Origin of the sequence: Thiocapsa sp. (genome assembly GCF_018399035.1) — a bacterium.
Lineage (GTDB): Bacteria > Pseudomonadota > Gammaproteobacteria > Chromatiales > Chromatiaceae > Thiocapsa.
The window spans coordinates 5,705,654-5,726,338 of record NZ_CP073760.1 but is presented as its reverse complement, the minus strand read 5'-3'; the positions used below and the strand labels follow the sequence as shown (position 1 = coordinate 5,726,338).

Below are 20,685 nucleotides of genomic sequence, written 5' to 3'. Positions count from 1 at the left end.
AGTCGCCTCTACTTGGTCGCCCCTACTTGGTGTGGTCGTCGCCTTCTCGTGAATCGCCTAAGCCAAGGGCAGACGCGGTTTAGAAGAGCTCCATAAGGACCCGTTCGGCATCGGCGAGCGTAATGGTCTTTCCGGCAAGCCGGGAGGGACTGCCCGACTCGACGACCTCCAGACGCACCGGGGCAACGCCTCTGGCCAACATCCCGATCTCCTTGGCGGCCGCCTTCGAGAGGTCGATCGTACGGCCACGTGAGAAGGGGCCTCGATCGTTGATGACGACGTCGACCGAACGTCCGTTCGCCTTATTCGTCACCGTCACCCGCGTGCCGAACTCCAGGGTTCGATGCGCCGCGGTCAAGGCATTCTTGTCGAACCGGACACCGCTGGCGGTGCGCCGTCCGTCGAAACGATCTCCGTAGTAAGAAGCCACTCCATCCGTGACATTGGCCTGAAGGGTTGCCGTGGGAAGAAACGCCAACATTGCGAGCGCCGGGGTCAACCAGATGTGCCGTCGAATCAAAACAGAGCTCTCCGTTCGTAACGTTTGGTGTTTGAGGCGGGATGCGCAAACCTTGCGAATCGCCACGGTGCCGGAGTCTAACGGGAGAGAGGATTTCAATCTACCCCGGGGCAAACACGAAACGCACGGGACAGTCCTTGGCACGACGTGCAGGGACTGTCTTGACGGAGGGGTCCACTGCAGAGCGGTGCAGAGATTCCGAGACCGTCCGAGATCATTGTCGTTGTCGTTGTCGTTGTCGTCATCGACCATCGATACGATAACGACAACGAACGGTCTCGACACATCTGCCGTGCTGCACCAGACAATCGGGAGAACGCAAGACGGATGATCGCGCCCCCTCAGAGCCGACCTGTGGGGCGCGCCTCGGGGCGATCGAGGGTCGAGACGGCAGGGTCGGAACCATCGGTCCCGGACCCACGCCCGTCGCCCTGGCCTTCGGTGGAATCCCGGCCGGTGAGGCGAACCGATGTGTCTTTGTCGGACGGATTCGGAGGCTCGACATCCGGTGCCCGCTCGGGCTTCTCCGGGCTCAGGTTCGGGCTCGGGCTCTCGGCCGGAGGCTCGGGGAAGCCGATGCGCGTGCGCAGGACCGGACTGGAGAAGGCAGCACGCAACGCCTCGTCGCGTCCGTAGATATCCTGGCGAAAGCCCACCTGACCTTGCGCGTCCGCAAAGGCCGTCAAATAGTAGAGCAACACCGGCAGGGTGTCCGCGAGGTCGACGTAGCGCGTCCGTCCGCGCTCGACCACGCGCTCGATCCCGGACTGATCCCAGTTGGGCTGATCGAGGATCGCCTCGGCAAGGTCCAGCGGGTCTTGTACTCGGACGCAGCCGTTGCTCAAGGCCCGTGCTTGGCGCGCGAACGCAGCCTTTCCGGGCGTGTCGTGGAGATAGATCGCGTGGCGGTTCGGAAACATGAACTTGACGCGGCCGAGGGCGTTTTTCGGACCCGGCGCCTGGACAAGCCGATAACGCGTGTAATCACCGGCATTCCCGCCGCCGACCTGCTTCCCGGTTCGTCGATCGACCAACCGATAATCGGCCGAGACCCTGCCCATCTTCTTCTGGATGGACACGGGCACGGTCCAGGTTGGATTGAAGACCAAGTGGTCCATGGTGTCGCGAAACATGTGGGTTTGGGTCTCGGGCGTCCCGACGATGACACGCGTCGACCACACGAAGCTCCCGCCGCGCGCCAGGTGGACCTTGAACGCAGCCACATCGACGAACACGTAGTCTTCCGGCAGGTCATGATAGAGCCAGCGCATCCGCTCCAGATTGATCCGGATCTGCTCGGCCTTCGTCTCGTCGCTGTGCCCGTTGAGCGCCGCGAGGGTCGAGGGACCCACGACACCGTCGGCCGTCAGCCCCGATCGCCGCTGGAACGACAGCACGGCCTCGTTGAGTGCGGTGTCGAACAGATCGGCATCGAATGCCTCCGAGACCGCCGCGCCATCGATCCGCGCCAGACGCTCGCGCAGCATCGCGACGCGCGGATGCCGGCTGCCTAGGGCCAGATTCGACCCGGCCGGCAGGGGCGGCAGTCCCACAAGCGAGGTCTGAGCGGTGTAGCGCTGCAGCGCCTTCTTCAGGTCCTCATACCAAAACGGGCGCGAGATACGCTCGCTCAGGCTGCCCGCGAGATCATCGCCGTCGAGCGCCCGAGTCATGTCGGCCAGGATGACCTCGCTGGACACAGGAGATCTGTCGTGCCATTTCGAATCGACAGCAACCGGATCGAGCTTGCCGTAGCGATGGTGGTGAACGTAGCGTGCCAAGGCATCGCTGAGGACGAGATCGGCTGCGAGACGTGTGTTGCCGGTCAGGGATTCGAGCGCACCCGGCGCCGCGAGTCGCCGGAGATGCTCGACATGGAAATCCTCGGGCCGGAAGCCCTCGGACACGCTGCGCTGCGCGAGGTCCAAAAGATCCGAGATCGGCGCCGGCTCAACCCAGACCAGAACATCGCCGCGCTGCGCGTAGAGCTCAGACAGCAGACGACCGGACAAGAGCGGCACGCCCTCGACGGCAACGGTTCGCGCATCCCGGATCGCATCGAGCGTCGGGCGCAGCAACCCCTCCGTGGACGCCGGAGCAGAAACGACGACCAAGAGCAACAATAGACCGACCAAACCCAAACGCATACCGATTATCCCTCAGGCCCGACGCCTCCCCGGCGGATCAACACTCGCCGATCAACTGTGTTCTGCCGTTCTCGTCCAGGGCCTCCAAGCGGACGGTGAAGCCCCACAGTCGCCTGATATGGCGCAGCATCTCATCGACCGAATCACCCAGAGGCCGCCGATTGTGCCGATAGTGCCGCAAGGTCATGGAGCGGTCCCCGCGACGATCGACATTGAACACCTGAATATTCGGCTCGCGGGAGCCGAGGTTGTACTGCTCGGCGAGTGACTGTCGCAACGCACGGTAGCCCTGCTCCTCGTGGATCGCCGTGACCTCCAGGTGCTCCTCGCGGTCGTCGTCCGCGATCGCAAACAAGCGCAGATCGCGCATGACCGTCGGCGAAAGATACTGTGCAACAAAACTCTCGTCCTTGAAGTTGCGCATGGCGAAGTCCAAGACCTTCAGCCAGTCACCGCCCGCGATGTCCGGGAACCAGTGACGATCCTCGTCGGTCGGCTGCTCGCAAATCCTCCGGATATCACGCATCATCGCAAAACCGAGCGCGTAGGGATTGATCCCGTTGTAATAGGGCACGTCGAACGTGGGCTGGAAGACCACGCCGGTATGCGACTGCAGGAACTCCATCATGAAACCATCCGTGACGAAGCCTTCGTCGTACAGATGATTCATGAGCGTGTAGTGCCAGAATGTTGCCCAGCCCTCGTTCATGACCTGCGTCTGGCGCTGTGGGTAGAAATATTGACCCAGCTTGCGGACAATCCGAACGATCTCGCGCTGCCAGGGCTCGAGCAGCGGGGCGTTTTTTTCGATGAAGTAAAGCAGGTTCTCCTGCGGTTCATCCGGCCAGCGCACATCCTGCTCCGCACCGTCGTCCGTATCGAAGGTCGGCAGGGTTCGCCACAAATCATTGACCATCGATTGCAGATACGCGGCGCGCTCCTTTTGGCGACGTTGTTCCTCGGCGAGCGTCAAGGGCGTCGGTCGCTTGTAGCGATCTACGCCGTGATTCATCAATGCGTGACAGGAATCAAGCAAGATCTCGACCTCGGCCTGACCGTAGCGTTCTTCGCATTCGGCGATGAATCGTCGAGCAAAGACCAGGTAGTCGATGATCGCATCGGCGCTCGTCCAGGTGCGGAAGAGATAGTTGCCTTTAAAGAAACTGTTGTGGCCGTAGCAGGCATGCGCGATGACGAGGGCCTGCATCGGGAGCGTGTTCTCCTCCATGAGGTAGGCGATACAGGGATCGGAGTTGATCACGATCTCGTAGGCCAGTCCCATCTGACCGCGCCGATAGGTCTGTTCGGTTGCGACGAACTGCTTGCCGAACGACCAATGCGGATAATTGATGGGCAGACCGACCGACGAATAGGCATCGATCATCTGCTCGGAGCTGATGACCTCGATCTGATTGGCATAGGTATCCAGACCGTAGACATCGCGGGCCAAGCGGCCGATCTCCCGATCGAACCTCTCGAGCAAAGGAAACGACCATTCGGAGGAATCCGAGATGAGGTTCTTGGTCATGCCTCCTGCCTCCTGAACAGCTCCCGGAACACGGGAAAGATATCCTCGGCACCGTCGATCTCCTGCATCGCAAAGTGCCGGTGCATCGCCCTGACCTCTTGGTAGGCATACCAAAGGCTCTGATGCTGACGCGGGGTGATCTCGACATAGGCGAAATAGCGCATCAAGGGCATCAGCTTCTCCACCAGCAGATCACGGCAGACCGTCGAATCGGAATCCCAGTTATCTCCGTCCGAGGCTTGCGCGGCATAGATGTTCCACACCGAAGAATCGTAGCGCTCTTTGAGAACGTCGTAGGCCAGATTCAACGCACTCGATACGACCGTGCCCCCGGTCTCGCGCGAATAGAAGAACTCCTGCTCGTCGACCTCTTGAGCGATCGTATGATGACGAATGAAGACGACGTCGATCTTGTCGTAGTTCCGCTGGAGGAATAGATACAGCAGGATAAAGAACCGCTTCGCGAGATTCTTGCGCACCTGATCCATCGAGCCCGAGACATCCATGATGCAGACCATCACCGCTTTGCTCGTCGGCTCGGGTAGCTTCGTGAAGCTCTGGTAGCGCAGGTCGAAGGTGTCGATAAAGGGCAGTGCAGCAATCCGGGTGCGCAGTCGATCGATCTCTTCGCGAATCTCGCGCACGCGCGAATCCGTCTCGTCGATGCCGCTGTCGAGCAGTGTCCGAAGCTCCTCCTCGAGCTCGCGCGCACGCGCGCGCAGCGGTGCCCCGATTGCCGTTCGGCGTGCGATGGCACCCTTGAGCGAGCGCACGACGTCGATATTGGAGGGTGATCCGTCGGTCGAATAACCGGCCCTCACCGTTTTGAACTCGGTCGTCCCCATCAACTGGTTCCGCACCAGATTGGGAAGCTCGAGGTCATCGAACAAGAGGTCCATGAACTCTTCGCGCGACAGCTCGAAGACGAAGTCGTCGTCGCCTTTTCCGCCCTTTCCGGCCTTGCCTTGGCCCGAGCCGTCCCCGCCGCCGCCTTCCGGACGCCGGATCCGATCCCCGGTGACGAAGTCCTTGTTGCCGGGATGCACCATGTCGCGGACTCCCCCTTTGCCGTGATGAAACACCGGCTCGGAGATATCCTTGGACGGGATACCCACACGCTCGCCCGAGTCGATATCCGTAATGCTGCGTTTGTTCACGGCATCGGCGACCGAGCGCTTGAGTTGCGACTTATAGCGCTTCAAGAAACGCTGTCTATTGACCGTGCTCTTGTTCTTGCCGTTCAGTCGACGGTCGATGAAGTGTGACATAAGGACTCTTGCCTGCTCGGCTGGGTAAAACAACGACGAATCGCGCAAGTCGGTTCCCGCGCCTGCGTTCGACTCCCTGATCGCCCTTTCCTTTGCTGCGCTCGACACCGCCATGATGCCGCCGGACCCGACGGCCGATCACGCGATCGACCGCCGACCGGCGAGGCCGAGGCGGCCTGTGCCCTCGCCGCGAGAGTCACCCGACCGTCGAGAGTGACACCGCTCGGATCGGTGTCTACCCCTCACACCTACTGCGATTTGCGAACCCGCAGATACCATTCCGAGAGCAGCCTGACCTGCTTCGGCGTGTAGCCCTTTTCGGTCATGCGATCGACGAACTGATCGTGCTTCTTCTGCTCGTCGACGGACGCCTTGGCGTTGAACGAAATCACCGGCAGAAGCTCCTCGGTATTGGAGAACATCTTCTTCTCGATGACGACACGCAGCTTCTCGTAACTGGTCCATTTCGGATTGGCGCCGCCGTTGTTCGCGCGTGCCCGCAGAACGAAGTTCACGATCTCGTTTCGGAAATCCTTCGGGTTGGAGATCCCCGCCGGCTTCTCGATCTTCTCGAGTTCTTCGTTGAGTCCGCCGCGATTCATCATCTCGCCTGTATCGGGGTCGCGATACTCCTGGTCCTGAATCCAGTAATCCGCATAGGTCACATAGCGATCGAAGATGTTTTGACCGTATTCCGCATAAGACTCCAAGTAGGCCGTTTGAAGCTCCTTGCCGATGAACTCAGCATACCGCGGGGCAAGGTATTGCTTGAGGAAGCTCAGATAGCGCTCATGGGTTTCCGGGGGCAGCTGCTCACGCGTGATCTGGCGCTCGAGGACGTACAAGAGGTGAACGGGATTGGCCGCAACCTCGCTGTGATCGAAGTTGAAGACCTGCGAAAGGATCTTGAACGCGAAGCGTGTCGAGATTCCCGACATCCCCTCGTCGACCCCGGCATAGTCCCGATACTCCTGCATGGACTTGGCTTTCGGATCGGTGTCTTTGAGGTTTTCCCCGTTGTAGACGCGCATCTTCGAGAAAACACTCGAATTTTCGGGCTCTTTCACACGCGTCAACACCGAAAACTGGGCCATCATCGACAGGGTTCCGGGCGCACACGGCGCATCGGAAAGCGAGCTGTTGAAGAGCAGCTTCTCGTAGATTTGGGTCTCTTCGTTGACGCGCAGGCAATAGGGAACCTTGACGATAAAGACGCGGTCGAGGAATGCCTCGTTGTTTTTGTTGTTGCGAAAGCTCTGCCATTCCGACTCGTTGGAGTGCGCAAGGATGATGCCTTGGAACGGCAGTGCGGACAGCCCTTCGGTTCCGTTGTAATTGCCTTCCTGGGTTGCGGTGAGAAGCGGATGCAGCACCTTGATCGGCGCCTTGAACATCTCGACGAACTCCATCACACCTTGGTTTGCGCGACACAGTGCACCGGAATAGCTGTAGGCGTCCGCGTCGTGTTGAGCAAATCGCTCCAACTGCCGGATGTCCACCTTGCCGACCAGCGAGGAGATGTCCTGGTTGTTCTCGTCACCGGGCTCGGTCTTCGCGATGGCAACCTGCTCGAGCACCGACGGGTAGAGCTTCACGACCTTGAACTGCGTAATGTCGCCGCGGTATTCCTGCAGGCGCTTGACCGCCCAGGGCGACATGATGGTGCGCAGATAGCGGGACGGAATCCCGTAATCCTCCTCGAGGATGGGGCCGTCTTCTTCGGGCGAAAACAAGCCGAGCGGTGACTCGAACACGGGCGACTCGTGAATCGCGTAGAAGGGTCGCAGCTCCATCAACTCTTTGAGCTTTTCGGCGAGCGACGATTTTCCGCCGCCGACCGGGCCGAGCAGATAGAGGATCTGCTTCTTCTCCTCGAGCCCCTGAGCCGCGTGCTTAAGGTAGGAGACCAGATGCTCGATCGCCTCCTCCATCCCGTAAAACTCGGAGAATGCGGGGTAGCGCCGAATCATCTTGTTCTGAAAGATCCGACTGAGTCTCGGATCATCGCGGGTATTGACGAGCTCCGGCTCGCCGATCGCCGTCAGCAAGCGCTGCGCCGCCCCTGCGTAGGTGCTCGGGTCGGACTTGCACAGTTGCAAGTACTCGTCGAGGGTCATTACCTCCTCGCGGGATGACTCGTAGCGTGCCTGGTAGCGTTCGAAGATCGACATAAATATTACCTCGCTCGGAAGCTGTTGTTGCTCGCCCGACCCAGTGTCGACCGCATCTCGCCTCGGTACAGTGCTCGGGGCGAACTGTGGGAAAGACAAGGTTTGGATTCGAAGATCAGCAATATGCGCGCCATCGGATGCAATGCCGCCTCTGCACCGCGCCGGTACCGGGCCTGGTCGCGCGCGGCGCACCAGCGCACCGGCGCGGCCAGATCGCGCACCAATAAAGTGCAAGCACGTCCCGGGAAGTCGACAGCGTCGACCGGACCCGCCGATGAAGGCGCGCGCGCCGCCGCACAAGCGGCATAGAACCGCTTGAGTCGAACGCGTTCGGCCGCGTTCGGCGAAGGCTCAGCCGGACACTCCGCTCTGCACGCTTCGGCGGTGGGCAACCCTCGCCCCACACCGATGCATAGAGACTAGCACCAAGACGCAGCGCCGGTTTAAAAGACAGCGCACCGGCGCCGGGGTTCATCCCGCGAGCAACATCACCGTGAGGCGCTTACGGATTTCGGGTCACGCCGACGCTCGACCTCGGCCCACACCCGAACGGCGCCCGATCTCGCCATCGCATGGGGATGCGACGCGTCGACCTCAGGCGCGGCGGCCCCGGATGAAGTCGTTCAGCAGGGCACGCGTCGATGCATCGTGATCCGCGCCGACATGCCCTTCGCGGAGCTCTTCGAGAATCACCCCCGCAAGCTGTTTGCCGAGCTCCACGCCCCACTGGTCGAACGAGTTGATCCCCCAAAGGACGCCCTGCACGAAGATCCGATGCTCGTAGAGCGCAATCAAGGCCCCCAGCGTGAAGGGGGTCAGGCGCTCCATCAGGATGCTGTTCGTCGGACGGCTGCCCGGGAAGGTGCGGTGATGCGCGAGAAACTGCGCCCGCTCTCTCGGGACCCCGGCACCGAGCATCTCGGCGAGCGCCTCCTCGGTGGTGCGCCCGCGCATCAGTGCCTCGGTTTGCGCAAAGAAGTTGGCCATGAGTTTTAAGTGGTGATCGCCGAGCTCGTTGTGGCTCTTGATCGCGCCGATGAAATCCGCCGGGATCAGTTGCGTGCCCTGATGGATGAGCTGGTAGAAGGCATGTTGCCCGTCGGTGCCCGGCTCGCCCCAAACGACCGGGCCGGTCGTGTAGTCCACGGCGACACCCTCGCGGGTCACGCCTTTGCCGTTGCTCTCCATATCGCCTTGCTGAAGGTATGCCGGCAAGAGCCTCAAATACTGATCGTAGGGCAAGACGGCATGGGTTCGTGCACCCCAAAAATTGGCGTACCAGACCCCGAGCAGACCCAGCACGACGGGCATGTTCTCCGCCGGCGGGGCGGTTCTGAAGTGCTCGTCCATCGCAAAGGCGCCCTCGAGCAGCTCCACGAAGCGCTCGTAGCCGACCGCCAACGCGATCGGCAGACCGATGGCCGACCAGAGCGAATAGCGCCCGCCGACCCAATCCCAAAACCCGAACATGTTCCGGGTGTCGATCCCGAAGGCGGACACCTTCTCGGCATTGGTCGAGACCGCAACGAAGTGCTTGGCGACCGCTGCCGGGTCGCGCGCCGCCGCCAGCAGCCAGTCGCGCGCGCTGGTGGCATTGGTCATGGTCTCCTGGGTCGTGAAGGTCTTGGAGGCGACGATGAAGAGTGTGCGTGCCGGATCCAGGTCGTTGAGCGTCTCCAGAAGATGGGTCCCGTCGACATTCGAGACGAAGTGGACCCGAAGGTCGTTGCTGCCGTAAGCACCGAGCGCCGTGCGGACCATCTTGGGCCCGAGGTTGGAGCCGCCGATGCCGATGTTGACGACATCGCGGATGGACTGGCCCTGAAAGCCCTTCCACTCGCCCGAGCGGACCAACCCGACGAACGACTCGAGACGCTCGAGCACGCGGTTGACCCCCGGCATCACGTCCTGACCTTCGACCGGAATCGGTCGATTGGAGCGATTGCGCAGGGCCACATGCAACACCGCGCGCTCCTCGGTGTTGTTGATGGGCTCGCCGCCGAACATCCGAGCGATCCATCCGCTCATGTCGGCGGTTTCAGCCAGATCGAGCAGCAGCGCGAGGGTCTGCGGGGTGGCGAGGTTCTTCGAGTAATCAAGACGCAGTCCCGCGACGGACAAGCGCATCCTGTCGGCGCGGCCGGGATCGGACGCGAAGAGATCGCGCATCGCGACGTCCTGCATCTCGTGTCTGTGCTGCTCCAGCGCCCGCCACGCGGGTGTTTGATTGATGAGCGATGTCATGAGGTTCTCCTGATAAGGCGTTGGCGGATTCTGCGGCTGTCGGGGGGTTACTCGTCCATCCCCTCGCGCCAGGACTGATCGTCTCTGTCGAACAATCGATTGGCTTCGGGCGGTCCGCAGGACCCGGCCGGATAGGTCTGGATGAAGTCGCGCTCGGTGGACCACAGCTTCAGTACCGGATCCACCACTCGCCACGCCCAATCGACCTCGTCGAAGCGCAGGAAATGGGTATGGTCGCCCTCGATCACGTCCAGGATGAGCGCCTCGTAGGCGTCGATCTGCTCGGACGGGATGGTGCACCGGCTCGCGTCCAATCGCTCGGTTTGGGTGCGCATCTCCAGTCCGGGTTGCTTGACCTGGATCTCCATGCGGATGCACTCGTTGGGCTGGATGTTGAGCAGCAGCCAGTTGGGTTTGAGCTGCTCGATGGCCGTATAGCGAAACAGTTGCTGCGGCGGATGCTTGAACCGGATGGCGATCAGGGAGTTGCTGCGGGCAAGACGCTTTCCCGTGCGCAGATAAAAGGGCACGTTGCGCCAGCGCCAGTTGTCGATGTAGAGCTTCAGCGAGGCATAGGTCTCGGTCGTGCTGTTGTGCCCGACGCCGGGCTCGTCGCGATAGCCCGGAACCTTGTTTGCGCCCGACGCGCCGGGCCCGTACTGTGCGCGAAAGGCCTGGGCATGCACCGCCTCGCGCGGGATCGGCCGGATCGAGCGCAGAACCTTGACCTTCTCGTCGCGCAGCGCCTCGGCATCCAGACAGGGCGGAGGCTCCATCGCCACCAGGGTCAGCATCTGCAGAAGATGGCTCTGGATCATGTCGCGCATGGCGCCCACACCGTCGTAGAAACCGGCGCGCTCCCCGATCCCGGCGGCCTCGGCGTGCGAGATCTGAACGTGATCGATATAGTTGCGATTCCAAAGGGGCTCGAGCATCAGATTGGCGAAGCGGAACACCAGGATGTTCTGCACCGTGCTCTTGCCCAGATAGTGATCGATGCGAAAGATCTGCGACTCGCCGAAACAACGCCGAATGCGGCGATCGAGAATGGCCGCGCTCTCGAGGTCGAAACCGAAGGGTTTCTCCACCACCAGGCGGGACCAACGTCCGTCCTCGGCGTTCAGGCCCCGGGCGGCGAGGTTATCGACGATGCCGCCATAGTGCTTCGGCGCCACCGCCAGATAGGTCATGAGGTTGGCCGGGATGTCCGTCTCCTCGCGCAATCGTTCGGCCAGGCGCACGTAACCGGCGGACTCTTCCAGGTCGCCTTCGACGAAGCGCATCCGACCGAGCAGACGCTCCAGGACAGGCGCGTGGGTGGCGCCGGGCAGTCGTTCGGCGAGCCTCGCCCGGACCTGCTCGCGCCAGTCGTCGTCCGACCAGGGGCGTCGGCCGAATCCGATGATCCGAGTCTCGGGATGAAGACGTTCCGCCGCCTCGATGTGATAGAGCGCCGGGAGCAGCTTGATGCTCACCAGGTTACCCGTCGAGCCGAAGATCAGGATGGTGCAGGGATCCAGCATGGCCTTGGTGCCTCGATCGCGGACAAATGTGATAACGTGAGCCCTGTCATACTGTTGCCAAGCCAGGCGTGCCGCGCCGGCAACCGCTTCACTCGGATTTAGGGACCCTCCATGGAGCCATCGCTACTTCTATCCCCGGACATTACCGCGCCGGAGCGGCCGCTGCATATCCTCATGGCGAGCAGCGAGGCTCATCCGCTGATCAAAACCGGCGGGCTCGCCGATGTCGCCGCCAGTCTACCGGCGGCATTGCGCGACCTGGGTCACGACGTGCGGCTCATCCTGCCGGCCTATCCTCGCGCGACACGCCAGTTGCGCGACACCAAGATGCTGTGCGAGCTGAAGATCCCGACGAGCCGCACCCAGGTGCGCATTCTCGAAGGCAAGCATCCGGATCACGACCTGCCGATCTATCTGGTCGACGCACCCGAGCACTTCTGTCGCGAGGGCAATCCCTACACCGACCTCAGCGGACGCGACTGGGGCGACAACGCCGAGCGGTTCCTCCTCTTCTGTCGGGTCATTGCACTGATCGCTCGCGGGCTGCCGGCGCTCGGCTGGCAACCCGATGTACTGCACGGGAACGACTGGCAAACCGGACTGGCTCCGGCGCTCTTTCAGGATCTGCCCCGACCTCCCGCAAGCGTGTTTACGATCCACAATCTCGCCTACCAGGGTCTGTTCGATCGCGCGACCTTCGACCGCCTCGGCCTGCCGCCTGCACTCTGGAGTGTCTCGGGCTTGGAGTTCCATCAGAGAATGTCCTTCATCAAGGGCGGGATCATCTTCTCGGACCGGGTCAACACCGTCAGCCCATCCTATGCCGCGGAGGTACGCACGGCACGTTTCGGATTCGGGCTCGACGGACTTCTGCGCCAGATCGGCAGTCGCTTCAGCGGCATCCTCAACGGGGTCGATTATCGGATCTGGGATCCCCTGACGGATCCCTATATCCTGCAATGCTATGACCCGGAGACCTTTGGACTCAAGGCGGAGAACAAGCTCGACATCCAACGCGAGGTCGGGCTTCCGCGCAACGAGGACGCTTTCGTGCTGGGCTATATCGGGCGCCTGGTCGAGCAGAAGGGTGTGGACCTGATCCTCGCCATGCTCCCGCGGCTTCTCGAAGACCCGCGCATCCAGGTCGTCTTCCAGGGGACCGGAGAGCGCAGCACGGAACAGGCGCTTTTGACCATCGCGGCCCTGTATCCACGTCAGGTCGGGGTCTTCATCGAGTACGAGGAGTCGCGTGCGCACCGCATCGAGGCCGGCTCGGACGCCTTCTTGATGCCGTCGCGCTTCGAGCCCTGCGGGCTCAACCAGATCTATAGCCTGCGCTACGGGACGCCGCCCATCGCCCACCGCACCGGCGGGCTGGCCGACACCGTGGTCCATGCGACCCCGGACACGCTCGCCGACGGCACCGCGACCGGTTTTCTGTTCGACGAGCCGCGCACCGATGCCCTGCTCGACGCCGTCCGACAGGCCCTCCAGCTGTATCGCGACAATCCGCAGGCGTGGCGTAAGCTCGCAACGACGGGGATGCGTCAGGACTTCAGTTGGGAGGCAAGCGCGCGCAGCTATGTGCGGCTTTACGCGGAGGCGATCGCCGAGCGGGCGATCGCAGCGGAGACGGATCAGGCGAGCGCCGCGTTGGCGTAGCCGCCCGGTCGGGCGGAGTCCGGCTCGTTTCCTCAGGGTTGGCTGCTTTGGGTCGGCTCGTGCAGAGCGGTGCCTGGTACAGGCGCCTTCGTTCCGACGAGCGCGCGCGGGATCAGGCCACCTGAGCCGGGATGAAATCGCCGGTGCGGGTCACGCGGTTGTGCTCGTTGAGATAGACGAGCGCCGGCTTGTGGGCGTCGGCCTCGGCCTCCGTCATGGCGGCGTAAGCACAGATGATCACGCGATCGCCCGGCGCGGCCTTGTGCGCTGCGGCCCCATTGACGGAGATCACCCGCGAGCCGGGCTCGGCGCGGATGGCGTAGGTCGTAAACCGCTCGCCGTTGGTGACGTTGTAAATCTGAATCTGCTCGTACTCGCGAATGCCCGCGAGCGTCAACAGCTCCTCGTCGATGGCACAGGAGCCTTCGTAGTCGACTTCCGCATGGGTCACGCGAGCCCGATGCAATTTGCACTTCAACAAGGTCAGATGCATGTCTTGAATCCTCCGAAAGGCCGGTATGGCCGCGTCTTCGTGACCTGAACGAAGCGCTCTCGATCTAAGAATCGGCGTAGTTTACCGCAGCGTCTGCTGCAGCGCAGCATTCACGTCCGGCCGCACCCTGAGATTGTCGATCAGACGCGCCCGGCCAAGGTAGGCGGCGGCGAGGATCACCAGATCTCGGTCGGTCTCCGTGGCCGGTCGCAGGTCGTGCGTCGCGCGGACTTGGACATAGTCTGGGACCAAACCGGCCTCGCGCAAAGCGTCCTCGGCCTCCCGCTCGACAGACGCGGCAGCATTGCCGTCCAGCAAGGATTGCCGAGCCGCCGTCAACACCCGCCGCAATGCCGGGGCGCGCGCCCGCTCCGAGGGCGAAAGGTAGCCGTTGCGCGAGCTCATGGCGAGACCGTCGGTCTCGCGCACCGTCGGCACCCCGACGATCTCCACGGGCATGGCCAGGTCCTCGACCATCCGCCGGATCACCAAGAGCTGCTGGAAATCCTTCTCGCCGAACAGTGCGATATCGGGCTGTACCATGTTGAACAGCTTGCACACCACGGTCGCCACGCCGCGAAAATGTCCGGGGCGGCTCTCGCCGCAGAGAACATCGGAGAGTCCCGGCACCTCCACGCGCGTCTGCGCCTCGCTGCCGCGCCGGTAGACGGTCGCAACATCGGGGGCAAACAAGAGGTCGCAACCCGCCGCCTCGAGCAACTCCCGATCGCGCGCCAAGGTCCGCGGATAGGCATCCAGATCCTCGGCGGGGCCGAACTGCATGGGGTTGACGAAGATGCTCGCGACCACCCGCGGCGCGCGCGCGCGGGCCTCCGCGATCAAGGTCAGATGCCCGGCATGCAGATTCCCCATGGTCGGGACGAAGGCCACGCGCTCCCCCGCCCCACGCCATGTACGGACCTGCTCACGGAGGTCTTCCAGTGCTTCGATTGTCTTCATGGCCCTTTCCCGCGACGGCGGCCCACTCCGCCCGATCGGTTTGATCTCGGCATCGATCCGTCGTCAATCGTCAATAAGGCGTTTCGTCAGGACCGGGGAACTCATGCGACTTGACCGCCCGGACATAGGCCGCGACGGCATCCGCGATCGAACCCTCCCCGGTCATGAAATCTCGGCTGAAGCTCGGCGGACGACCCGGATTGAGACCCAGCATGTCGTACAGTACGAGCACCTGGCCATCGCATCCTGCACCGGCACCGATCCCGATGACCGGAATGGTCAGGGTCACGGCGATCTCGGAGGCCAAAGCCGCAGGAACACACTCCAAGACCAAGAGGCTCGCACCGGCCTCCTGCATGGCGATGGCATCGTGCCGGATCGCCTCAGCCGAGGCGTGGTCCCGGCCCTGGAAACGATAACCGCCGATGCGGTGCACCGACTGAGGCAGAAGTCCCAAATGGGCGCACACGGGCACGCCTTGCTCCGTGAGACGCCGAACCGTTTCCAGCATCGGCGCCCCGCCCTCGAGCTTCACGACCTCCGCCCCGCCCTCCTGCATCAGCCGCCCGGCCGCGTCGATCGCGCGATCCGGCGTCGCGCAGGCAAGAAAGGGCAGATCCACGACAAGCAGTGCCCGACCGCGTCCACGCGAGACGCAGGCGGCGTGATAGACCATCTGCTCGAGGGTGACCGGCACGGTCGTGCGGTGCCCCTGGAGGACCATTCCCAGAGAATCTCCGACCAGCATCAGATCGACACCTGCCGTATCGAGCAAGCGTGCGAAGCTGGCGTCGTAACAGGTGAGAGAAGCAATACGCTCGCCCTTTGCCTTCATTCCGGCGAGGGTGGCGACCGAGATCGGCGCGAAAGACATGGTCGACTCCGAAGGTCAGGCTTGATGACGCGAGGATAGTGGCCGAGATCGAGCAACGCTACCCCGCACTCGATCAGGCGGGCCGAAGACTCAGCCGCCGCTTTCCACGCCCCCCCTCGCCTCCGTCCCGGGACCTGCGGTATCTCCCGTCTTGCGCCGCCGCGGACGCCGCCGACGCCGTTTCGCGCCCCCTTCGGTCATGGTCGCGCGCTCCTGTCCGCTCGCCTCCTGAAAACGCGTCCACCAGGCCGCCAGCTCCGGATCGGCCTCGCCGGCCTCCGCGCGCAGGACCAGGAAGTCGTAAGCGGCCCGGAATCGCGGGTGCGTCACCAGGCGCTGCGGACGCTTGCCGTCACGCTGCTCGAGCCGAGGCTGCATCGACCAGATCTCGCGCATCGGCAGCGAGAATCGCTTCGGAATCGCAACGAGCGATTGCTGCTGCGAACAGATCTCGCTCGCCGCCAGGAACATCGCCTCGTTGGCGGCCTCCCCACCGGCCAGATACTCCTCGAAACGCCTCCTGACCGGCTCCCAGAGGAGCACGCCGAACAGGAAGGCCGGTGTCACGGACTTGTCCTCGTGCAGCCGCTTGTCGGTATTGGCCAAACCCCGACTGACGAAGGTAAGGGGGAATCCATGATCTTCCCGCGCCAAGCAGTCCTCCGTCGCCGGGAACAGCTCGCCGAAGAGCCCGTACTGGCGCAGCTTCTCGAAGACGCCGAGGCCGTACCCCGAATGAAAGAGCTTGATCAGCTCGTCGAAGAGTCGCGCCGGGGCGATGTCGGCGAGCAGATGGGCGAGCTCGAACAGCGGCTGCTCGGTCTGCTGCTCGATCGTGAAGCCCAGCTTGCAGGCAAAGCGCACCGCCCGGAGCATCCGCACCGGGTCCTCGCGATAGCGCTGCTCCGGATCGCCGATCAGACGCAGCCGACCGGCCTTGATGTCCTCGAGCCCGTCGGCGTAATCGATGAGCGAAAAATCGGCGATGTTGTAGTAGAGCGCATTGACCGTGAAATCCCGGCGCAGGGCGTCCTCGGCGATGGTGCCGTAGGTGTTGTCCCGGAGGATCCGACCGTTCTCCATCTGCCGGTCGTTCTCGTCGCCGTCCGAGGTCGTAGTCCCGCGGAAGGTCGCCACCTCGATGATCTCGCGCCCGAAATGGACATGCGCCAAACGAAAGCGCCGCCCGATCAGACGACAGTTGCGAAAGACCTGACGGACCTCTTCGGGGGTCGCGTCGGTCGCCACGTCGAAATCCTTCGGCTCGTGACCAAGCAAAAGGTCTCGAACCCCTCCACCCACCAAATGGGCTTGAAAATTCTCTTGTTTTAGACGGTAGAGCACCTTGAGTGCGTTCTCGCTGATGTTCGCGCGCGAGATCCCGTGCTCGGGCCGAGGCACGATCAAAGGGGTCGCCGCGATCGCGTCCGAGCTCGTGTTTTGGAAAGGTTCCTGCATCACCTTTTCGGAGGAATTCCTGATCGCTGAGGGCTGCACCCATGAAGGCGACACCCGGTGCCGAGCACGACGGGGCGCGGAGTTGCAGCCATTGGTAAGAGAAAGGTCACAGCCGGCTTGTAGAGCGCCGTGATGCGCGTATAATACGCGTTTCTACGCCGCAGTACCTGCTCCCTTCGTCTAGCGGTTAGGACGCTGGCCTCTCACGCCGGTAACAGGGGTTCGAACCCCCTAGGGAGCGCCAAACAAAACAGGCGATTACGGTCAGACGTCACTGTTGCCGCCGGCCACGTCCTAAGCCTTTTTCGAATATCGTCCCCGTCCCGGTCGCCCTCATCGGCCACAGCTCGCCAGCAACAGCGGGCCGTTCGATGCCGTGCAGGGTCCACGCGGCATCGAGTGAGTCATCGGCAAAACCTATCAGATGCGGGGCTCTCCCGGATCTCAGGGAACCCTAAACCGCGCGAAATCAGTCTCCTACGAAACCGACCTCGATAAGCACGCTGCGCGCCCTGATCAACAGCACCCTCGAAGACGTCGCTCACAAGGACGCCGTCACCCCGGTAACAACTCGAAGGCATCCTCGGAACCCTGCACGGCAAGACGCCTTCCTTGGCGCGTGACTCGGGTCAGAACGCACCGCTACGCCGGAGACGTCGGTCGGGCCTCGGTGCGGGCGATCTACATCGGAAAACCACCCGGCGGCATCCCGCCCGGCGGAAAGCCTCCGGGCATGCGCCCCTGCATGGAGCGCATCATCTTGGCCATGCCGCCGCCCTTCATCTTTTTGAACATCTTCTGCATCTGAGCGAACTGCTTGAGCAGGCGGTTCACGTCCTGCACCTCGGTACCTGATCCCGTGGCGATACGACGCTTTCGCGAACCCTTGATGACGGCCGGAAAACGGCGCTCCTGCGGCGTCATCGAGTTGATGATGGCGATCAACTTGCCCATCTCTTTGTCGCTCGCCTTGTTCTTCACATGGTCGGGGATCTGCCCCATTCCCGGGAGCTTGTCCATGAGGCTCATCATGCCGCCCATGCTCGCCATCTGATCGAGCTGCTCTTTGAAATCGACGAGATCGAACTCCTTGCCCTTCTTGAGCTTTTTGACCAACCTCTCGGCCTTGTCCTTGTCGACCTTGGCCTGGACCTCCTCGACCAAGGACACCACGTCGCCCATCCCCAAGATGCGCGAGGCGACACGATCCGGATAAAAGGGCTCGAGCGCCGTGGTCTTCTCGCCGGTGCCCAGAAACTTGATCGGCTTGCCGGTGATGTGGCGGATCGAGAGGGCCGCACCGCCGCGGGCATCGCCGTCGGTCTTGGTCAAAACCACGCCGGTGAGCGGCAGGGCCGCGTCGAAGGCCTTTGCCGTATTGGCCGCATCCTGACCCGTCATGGCATCCACGACGAAGAGGGTCTCGATCGGCTTCAACGCGGCATGAATCGCCTTGATCTCGTCCATCATGGCCGAGTCGACATGCAACCGGCCGGCGGTGTCGACGATCAGGACATCCTTGAAGCGCTTGCGCGCCGCATCGAGCGCGCGCTTGGCGATCTCGATCGGGTTTTGATCCGGCGTGCTCGGATAGAACTCGGCCCCGACCTCGGCCGCGACCGTTTTCAACTGCTCGATGGCGGCCGGGCGATAGACGTCGCAGCTCACGACCATCACCGACTTGCCCTGCTTCTCCTGCAGCCAGCGCGCGAGCTTGGCGACACTGGTCGTCTTACCCGAGCCCTGCAGGCCCGCCATGAGCACCACGGCCGGCGGCTGCGCGGTCAGGTCCAACTGCTCGTTGGACTGGCCCATCAGCGTGACCAGCTCGTCGTTGACGATCTTGATCATGACCTGACCCGGCGTCAGACTCCGGGTCACGGTCTCGCCGAGCGCCTTCTCGCGCACGTCCTCGACGAACTGTCGCACCACCGGGAGTGCAACGTCGGCCTCCAGGAGCGCCATGCGCACTTGGCGGACGGTTTCTTTGATGTTCTCTTCGGTCAGACGACCCTGACCGCGCAGATTATTCAGGACATCGCCGAAACGATCCTGGAGATTCTCAAACATATATGGACCTCGATCCTCGTCGGGCCGCGATGCCCGCACGGATATTCGATCTGAATTAGGCCGGCGTCGGCCCGGCCTGTCGCGAAAGTTCCGAGTATAATGCCCGCCATCGGCAGGCGATACGACAAGGCCCCGTCTCGACGACGTCAGGTTTACGCTAGCCCTGTGTGCGATCCCACTTAGGCCCATCGGTTTCCATCTATGACCCATACCCTCATCGCCATCGTCGCCATCCTCTGCTACTCGGCGGCCGCCGCCTTGATCGGCATGCGCTTGTTCCGCAAGACCGAAGGCTGGACACCGCAGCGCCCGCTGGTGCTCGGGCTGATTTTCGTCGGCCTCGCGCTGCACAGCTGGCTGCTTTGGGACAGCATCTTCAGCCACGCCGGGCTCAATCTCGGGTTCTACAACGCGCTGGCGCTGACCACCTGGACCATCATCACCCTACTGCTGGTGTCGAGCTTGACCAAACCGGTCGAGAATCTCGGCCTGCTGCTCCTGCCGGCCGCCGCCCTCAGCCTGGTTTTAGAGGCATCGTTCGTCGATGTCGACTTCATGCGCCCGAGTGCGGATTGGCCCCTGAAGATCCACGTCCTGCTCTCGATGCTGGCCTACAGTCTCCTGACCCTGGCCGCGGTGCAGGCGATCCTGTTGGCCGTGCAGGACAGCCATCTGCGCAGCCGCCATCCGGGCGGTTTCGTGCGCACCCTGCCGCCCCTTCAGACGATGGAAAGCCTGCTCTTCGAGATGATCACGGCGGGATTCGTGCTGCTGACGCTGGCGTTGCTGAGCGGTTTCGCCTTCCTCGAGAACATGCTGGCACAGCACCTAGTGCATAAGACGGTGCTCTCGGTCCTCGCTTGGATGATGTTCGGCGGGCTTCTGATCGGGCGGTTTCTCAAGGGCTGGCGCGGTCGTACCGCCATCGGTTGGACGCTCGGGGGGTTCGTCGTCCTGATCCTCGCCTACTTCGGAAGCAAGGCGGTGTTGGAGTTGGTCCTGCAGCGCGCCGCATAGGTGATTTCCGGGAAAGCATCGACCAACATGTAGGGGCGACTTTAGTCGCCCGGTAAGCATTGGCAACACGCACGGCCGGGATGATCATTCCCGGAAATCGCCTAAGGCATCGATGCGACGATAACGCAGGAGATCCTCCGGCCGATCCAAATCCCACAGGGTCGCACGCTCCGAGCAGCGCAACCCCAGCGACGCGATGCGTCCCCGCGTGATCGCGGCGACGCGCTCGCCGCCCCACGGCATGTCTGTGAACAACTCCGGCGCTGGGGCCTTGAGCCCGAGCAGCACGTAACCGCCGTCCTCGGCCGGCCCAAGAACCGCGTCGAAATCCGCAAGGGCCGACAACGCCGACGCGCAATAGTCGGCATCGAGCTCCGGGATATCCGCGCCGACCAGAAGCACCGCCTCTGCACGACCCAGCGCATCCTCCGCCGCCGCGCTCAGGCGCTCTCCGAGGTCCTCGCCCCGCTGCGTGCGCAGCGCGACACCGGCCGATTCGGAGAGATCTCGAAAGAGCGGATGCCCGGGGTCGGGGGAGCACCAAAGCTCCACCGGGGCGAGTCGAGCGCCCGCGAGCCTCCGAACCAGTCGCTCGAGAAGATCACGGGCAAGCTCGGCGGCGCCCGCGGGGCCCAGCGTCGGAATCAGACGGGTCTTCACCTGTCCGGGGATCGGCGCCTTGGCGAAGATCAGGATTCGGGCATTCGGATAGCGCACCGACCCGCCCTCGGGACGACCCGGGCCGCTCAT

15 protein-coding genes and 1 tRNA gene are annotated in these 20,685 nt (G+C 62.9%); 3 read left to right on the top strand and 13 right to left on the bottom strand.

Annotated features, from left to right (window positions below):
• Window positions 1-79: 79 nt before the first annotated feature.
• The 7 genes from KFB96_RS26195 to zwf form a co-directional block, all read right to left on the bottom strand.
• Window positions 80-520: a septal ring lytic transglycosylase RlpA family protein gene (locus tag KFB96_RS26195; RefSeq protein ID WP_300971189.1), complete on the bottom strand. Its 441-nt coding sequence runs from the start codon at window positions 518-520 to the stop codon at window positions 80-82.
• A 341-nt stretch (window positions 521-861) separates the two neighbouring features.
• On the bottom strand, window positions 862-2,667 hold the full coding sequence (locus tag KFB96_RS26190) for a L,D-transpeptidase family protein (protein WP_213458379.1): 1,806 nt from the start codon (window positions 2,665-2,667) through the stop codon (window positions 862-864).
• 37 nt (window positions 2,668-2,704) lie between these two features.
• Window positions 2,705-4,195 (bottom strand): SpoVR family protein, encoded by a 1,491-nt coding sequence (locus KFB96_RS26185; protein WP_213458378.1) that lies wholly within the window; start codon window positions 4,193-4,195, stop codon window positions 2,705-2,707.
• A complete protein-coding gene (locus tag KFB96_RS26180) occupies window positions 4,192-5,463 on the bottom strand; it encodes a YeaH/YhbH family protein (RefSeq protein ID WP_213458377.1) in 1,272 nt (423 codons plus the stop codon). The genes KFB96_RS26185 and KFB96_RS26180 overlap by 4 nt, the downstream gene beginning before the upstream one ends.
• A gap of 248 nt (window positions 5,464-5,711) precedes the next feature.
• Entirely contained in the window at window positions 5,712-7,634 is a 1,923-nt protein-coding gene (locus KFB96_RS26175; RefSeq protein WP_213458376.1) for a PrkA family serine protein kinase, read from the bottom strand.
• Window positions 7,635-8,228: 594 nt separating this feature from the next.
• Entirely contained in the window at window positions 8,229-9,878 is a 1,650-nt protein-coding gene (gene pgi, locus KFB96_RS26170; RefSeq protein ID WP_213458375.1) for a glucose-6-phosphate isomerase, read from the bottom strand.
• A gap of 47 nt (window positions 9,879-9,925) precedes the next feature.
• Window positions 9,926-11,401: a glucose-6-phosphate dehydrogenase gene (gene zwf, locus KFB96_RS26165; RefSeq protein WP_213458374.1), complete on the bottom strand. Its 1,476-nt coding sequence runs from the start codon at window positions 11,399-11,401 to the stop codon at window positions 9,926-9,928.
• Window positions 11,402-11,512: 111 nt separating this feature from the next.
• Here zwf and glgA point away from each other — a divergent pair, with 111 nt between their 5' ends.
• The gene (gene glgA, locus KFB96_RS26160) at window positions 11,513-13,063 is read left to right on the top strand and encodes a glycogen synthase GlgA (RefSeq protein ID WP_213458373.1); all 1,551 of its coding nucleotides are present in this window, start codon (window positions 11,513-11,515) and stop codon (window positions 13,061-13,063) included.
• Between the two features lie 112 nt (window positions 13,064-13,175).
• Here the strand turns inward: glgA and panD are convergent, their stop codons facing one another.
• From panD to pcnB, 4 genes are all read right to left on the bottom strand, one after another.
• On the bottom strand, window positions 13,176-13,556 hold the full coding sequence (gene panD / locus KFB96_RS26155) for an aspartate 1-decarboxylase (protein WP_120798967.1): 381 nt from the start codon (window positions 13,554-13,556) through the stop codon (window positions 13,176-13,178).
• Between the two features lie 81 nt (window positions 13,557-13,637).
• Window positions 13,638-14,516, bottom strand: a complete 879-nt coding sequence (panC, locus tag KFB96_RS26150; protein WP_213458372.1) for a pantoate--beta-alanine ligase — start codon at window positions 14,514-14,516, stop codon at window positions 13,638-13,640.
• A gap of 70 nt (window positions 14,517-14,586) precedes the next feature.
• Window positions 14,587-15,390: a 3-methyl-2-oxobutanoate hydroxymethyltransferase gene (panB, locus tag KFB96_RS26145; RefSeq protein ID WP_213458371.1), complete on the bottom strand. Its 804-nt coding sequence runs from the start codon at window positions 15,388-15,390 to the stop codon at window positions 14,587-14,589.
• A 90-nt stretch (window positions 15,391-15,480) separates the two neighbouring features.
• Window positions 15,481-16,848 (bottom strand): polynucleotide adenylyltransferase PcnB, encoded by a 1,368-nt coding sequence (gene pcnB / locus KFB96_RS26140; protein ID WP_213458370.1) that lies wholly within the window; start codon window positions 16,846-16,848, stop codon window positions 15,481-15,483.
• 169 nt (window positions 16,849-17,017) lie between these two features.
• Between pcnB and KFB96_RS26135 the strand changes: the two genes are divergently transcribed.
• Window positions 17,018-17,092: transfer RNA gene (locus KFB96_RS26135), tRNA-Glu, on the top strand.
• Window positions 17,093-17,529: 437 nt separating this feature from the next.
• Here KFB96_RS26135 and ffh read toward each other — a convergent pair.
• Entirely contained in the window at window positions 17,530-18,918 is a 1,389-nt protein-coding gene (ffh, locus tag KFB96_RS26130) for a signal recognition particle protein (protein ID WP_213458369.1), read from the bottom strand.
• Window positions 18,919-19,119: 201 nt separating this feature from the next.
• Here ffh and KFB96_RS26125 point away from each other — a divergent pair, with 201 nt between their 5' ends.
• Window positions 19,120-19,935, top strand: a complete 816-nt coding sequence (locus KFB96_RS26125) for an inner membrane protein YpjD (RefSeq protein WP_213458368.1) — start codon at window positions 19,120-19,122, stop codon at window positions 19,933-19,935.
• Window positions 19,936-20,019: 84 nt separating this feature from the next.
• Here KFB96_RS26125 and KFB96_RS26120 read toward each other — a convergent pair whose 3' ends face one another.
• Window positions 20,020-20,685 (bottom strand): TIGR04282 family arsenosugar biosynthesis glycosyltransferase, encoded by a 666-nt coding sequence (locus KFB96_RS26120; RefSeq protein WP_213458367.1) that lies wholly within the window; start codon window positions 20,683-20,685, stop codon window positions 20,020-20,022.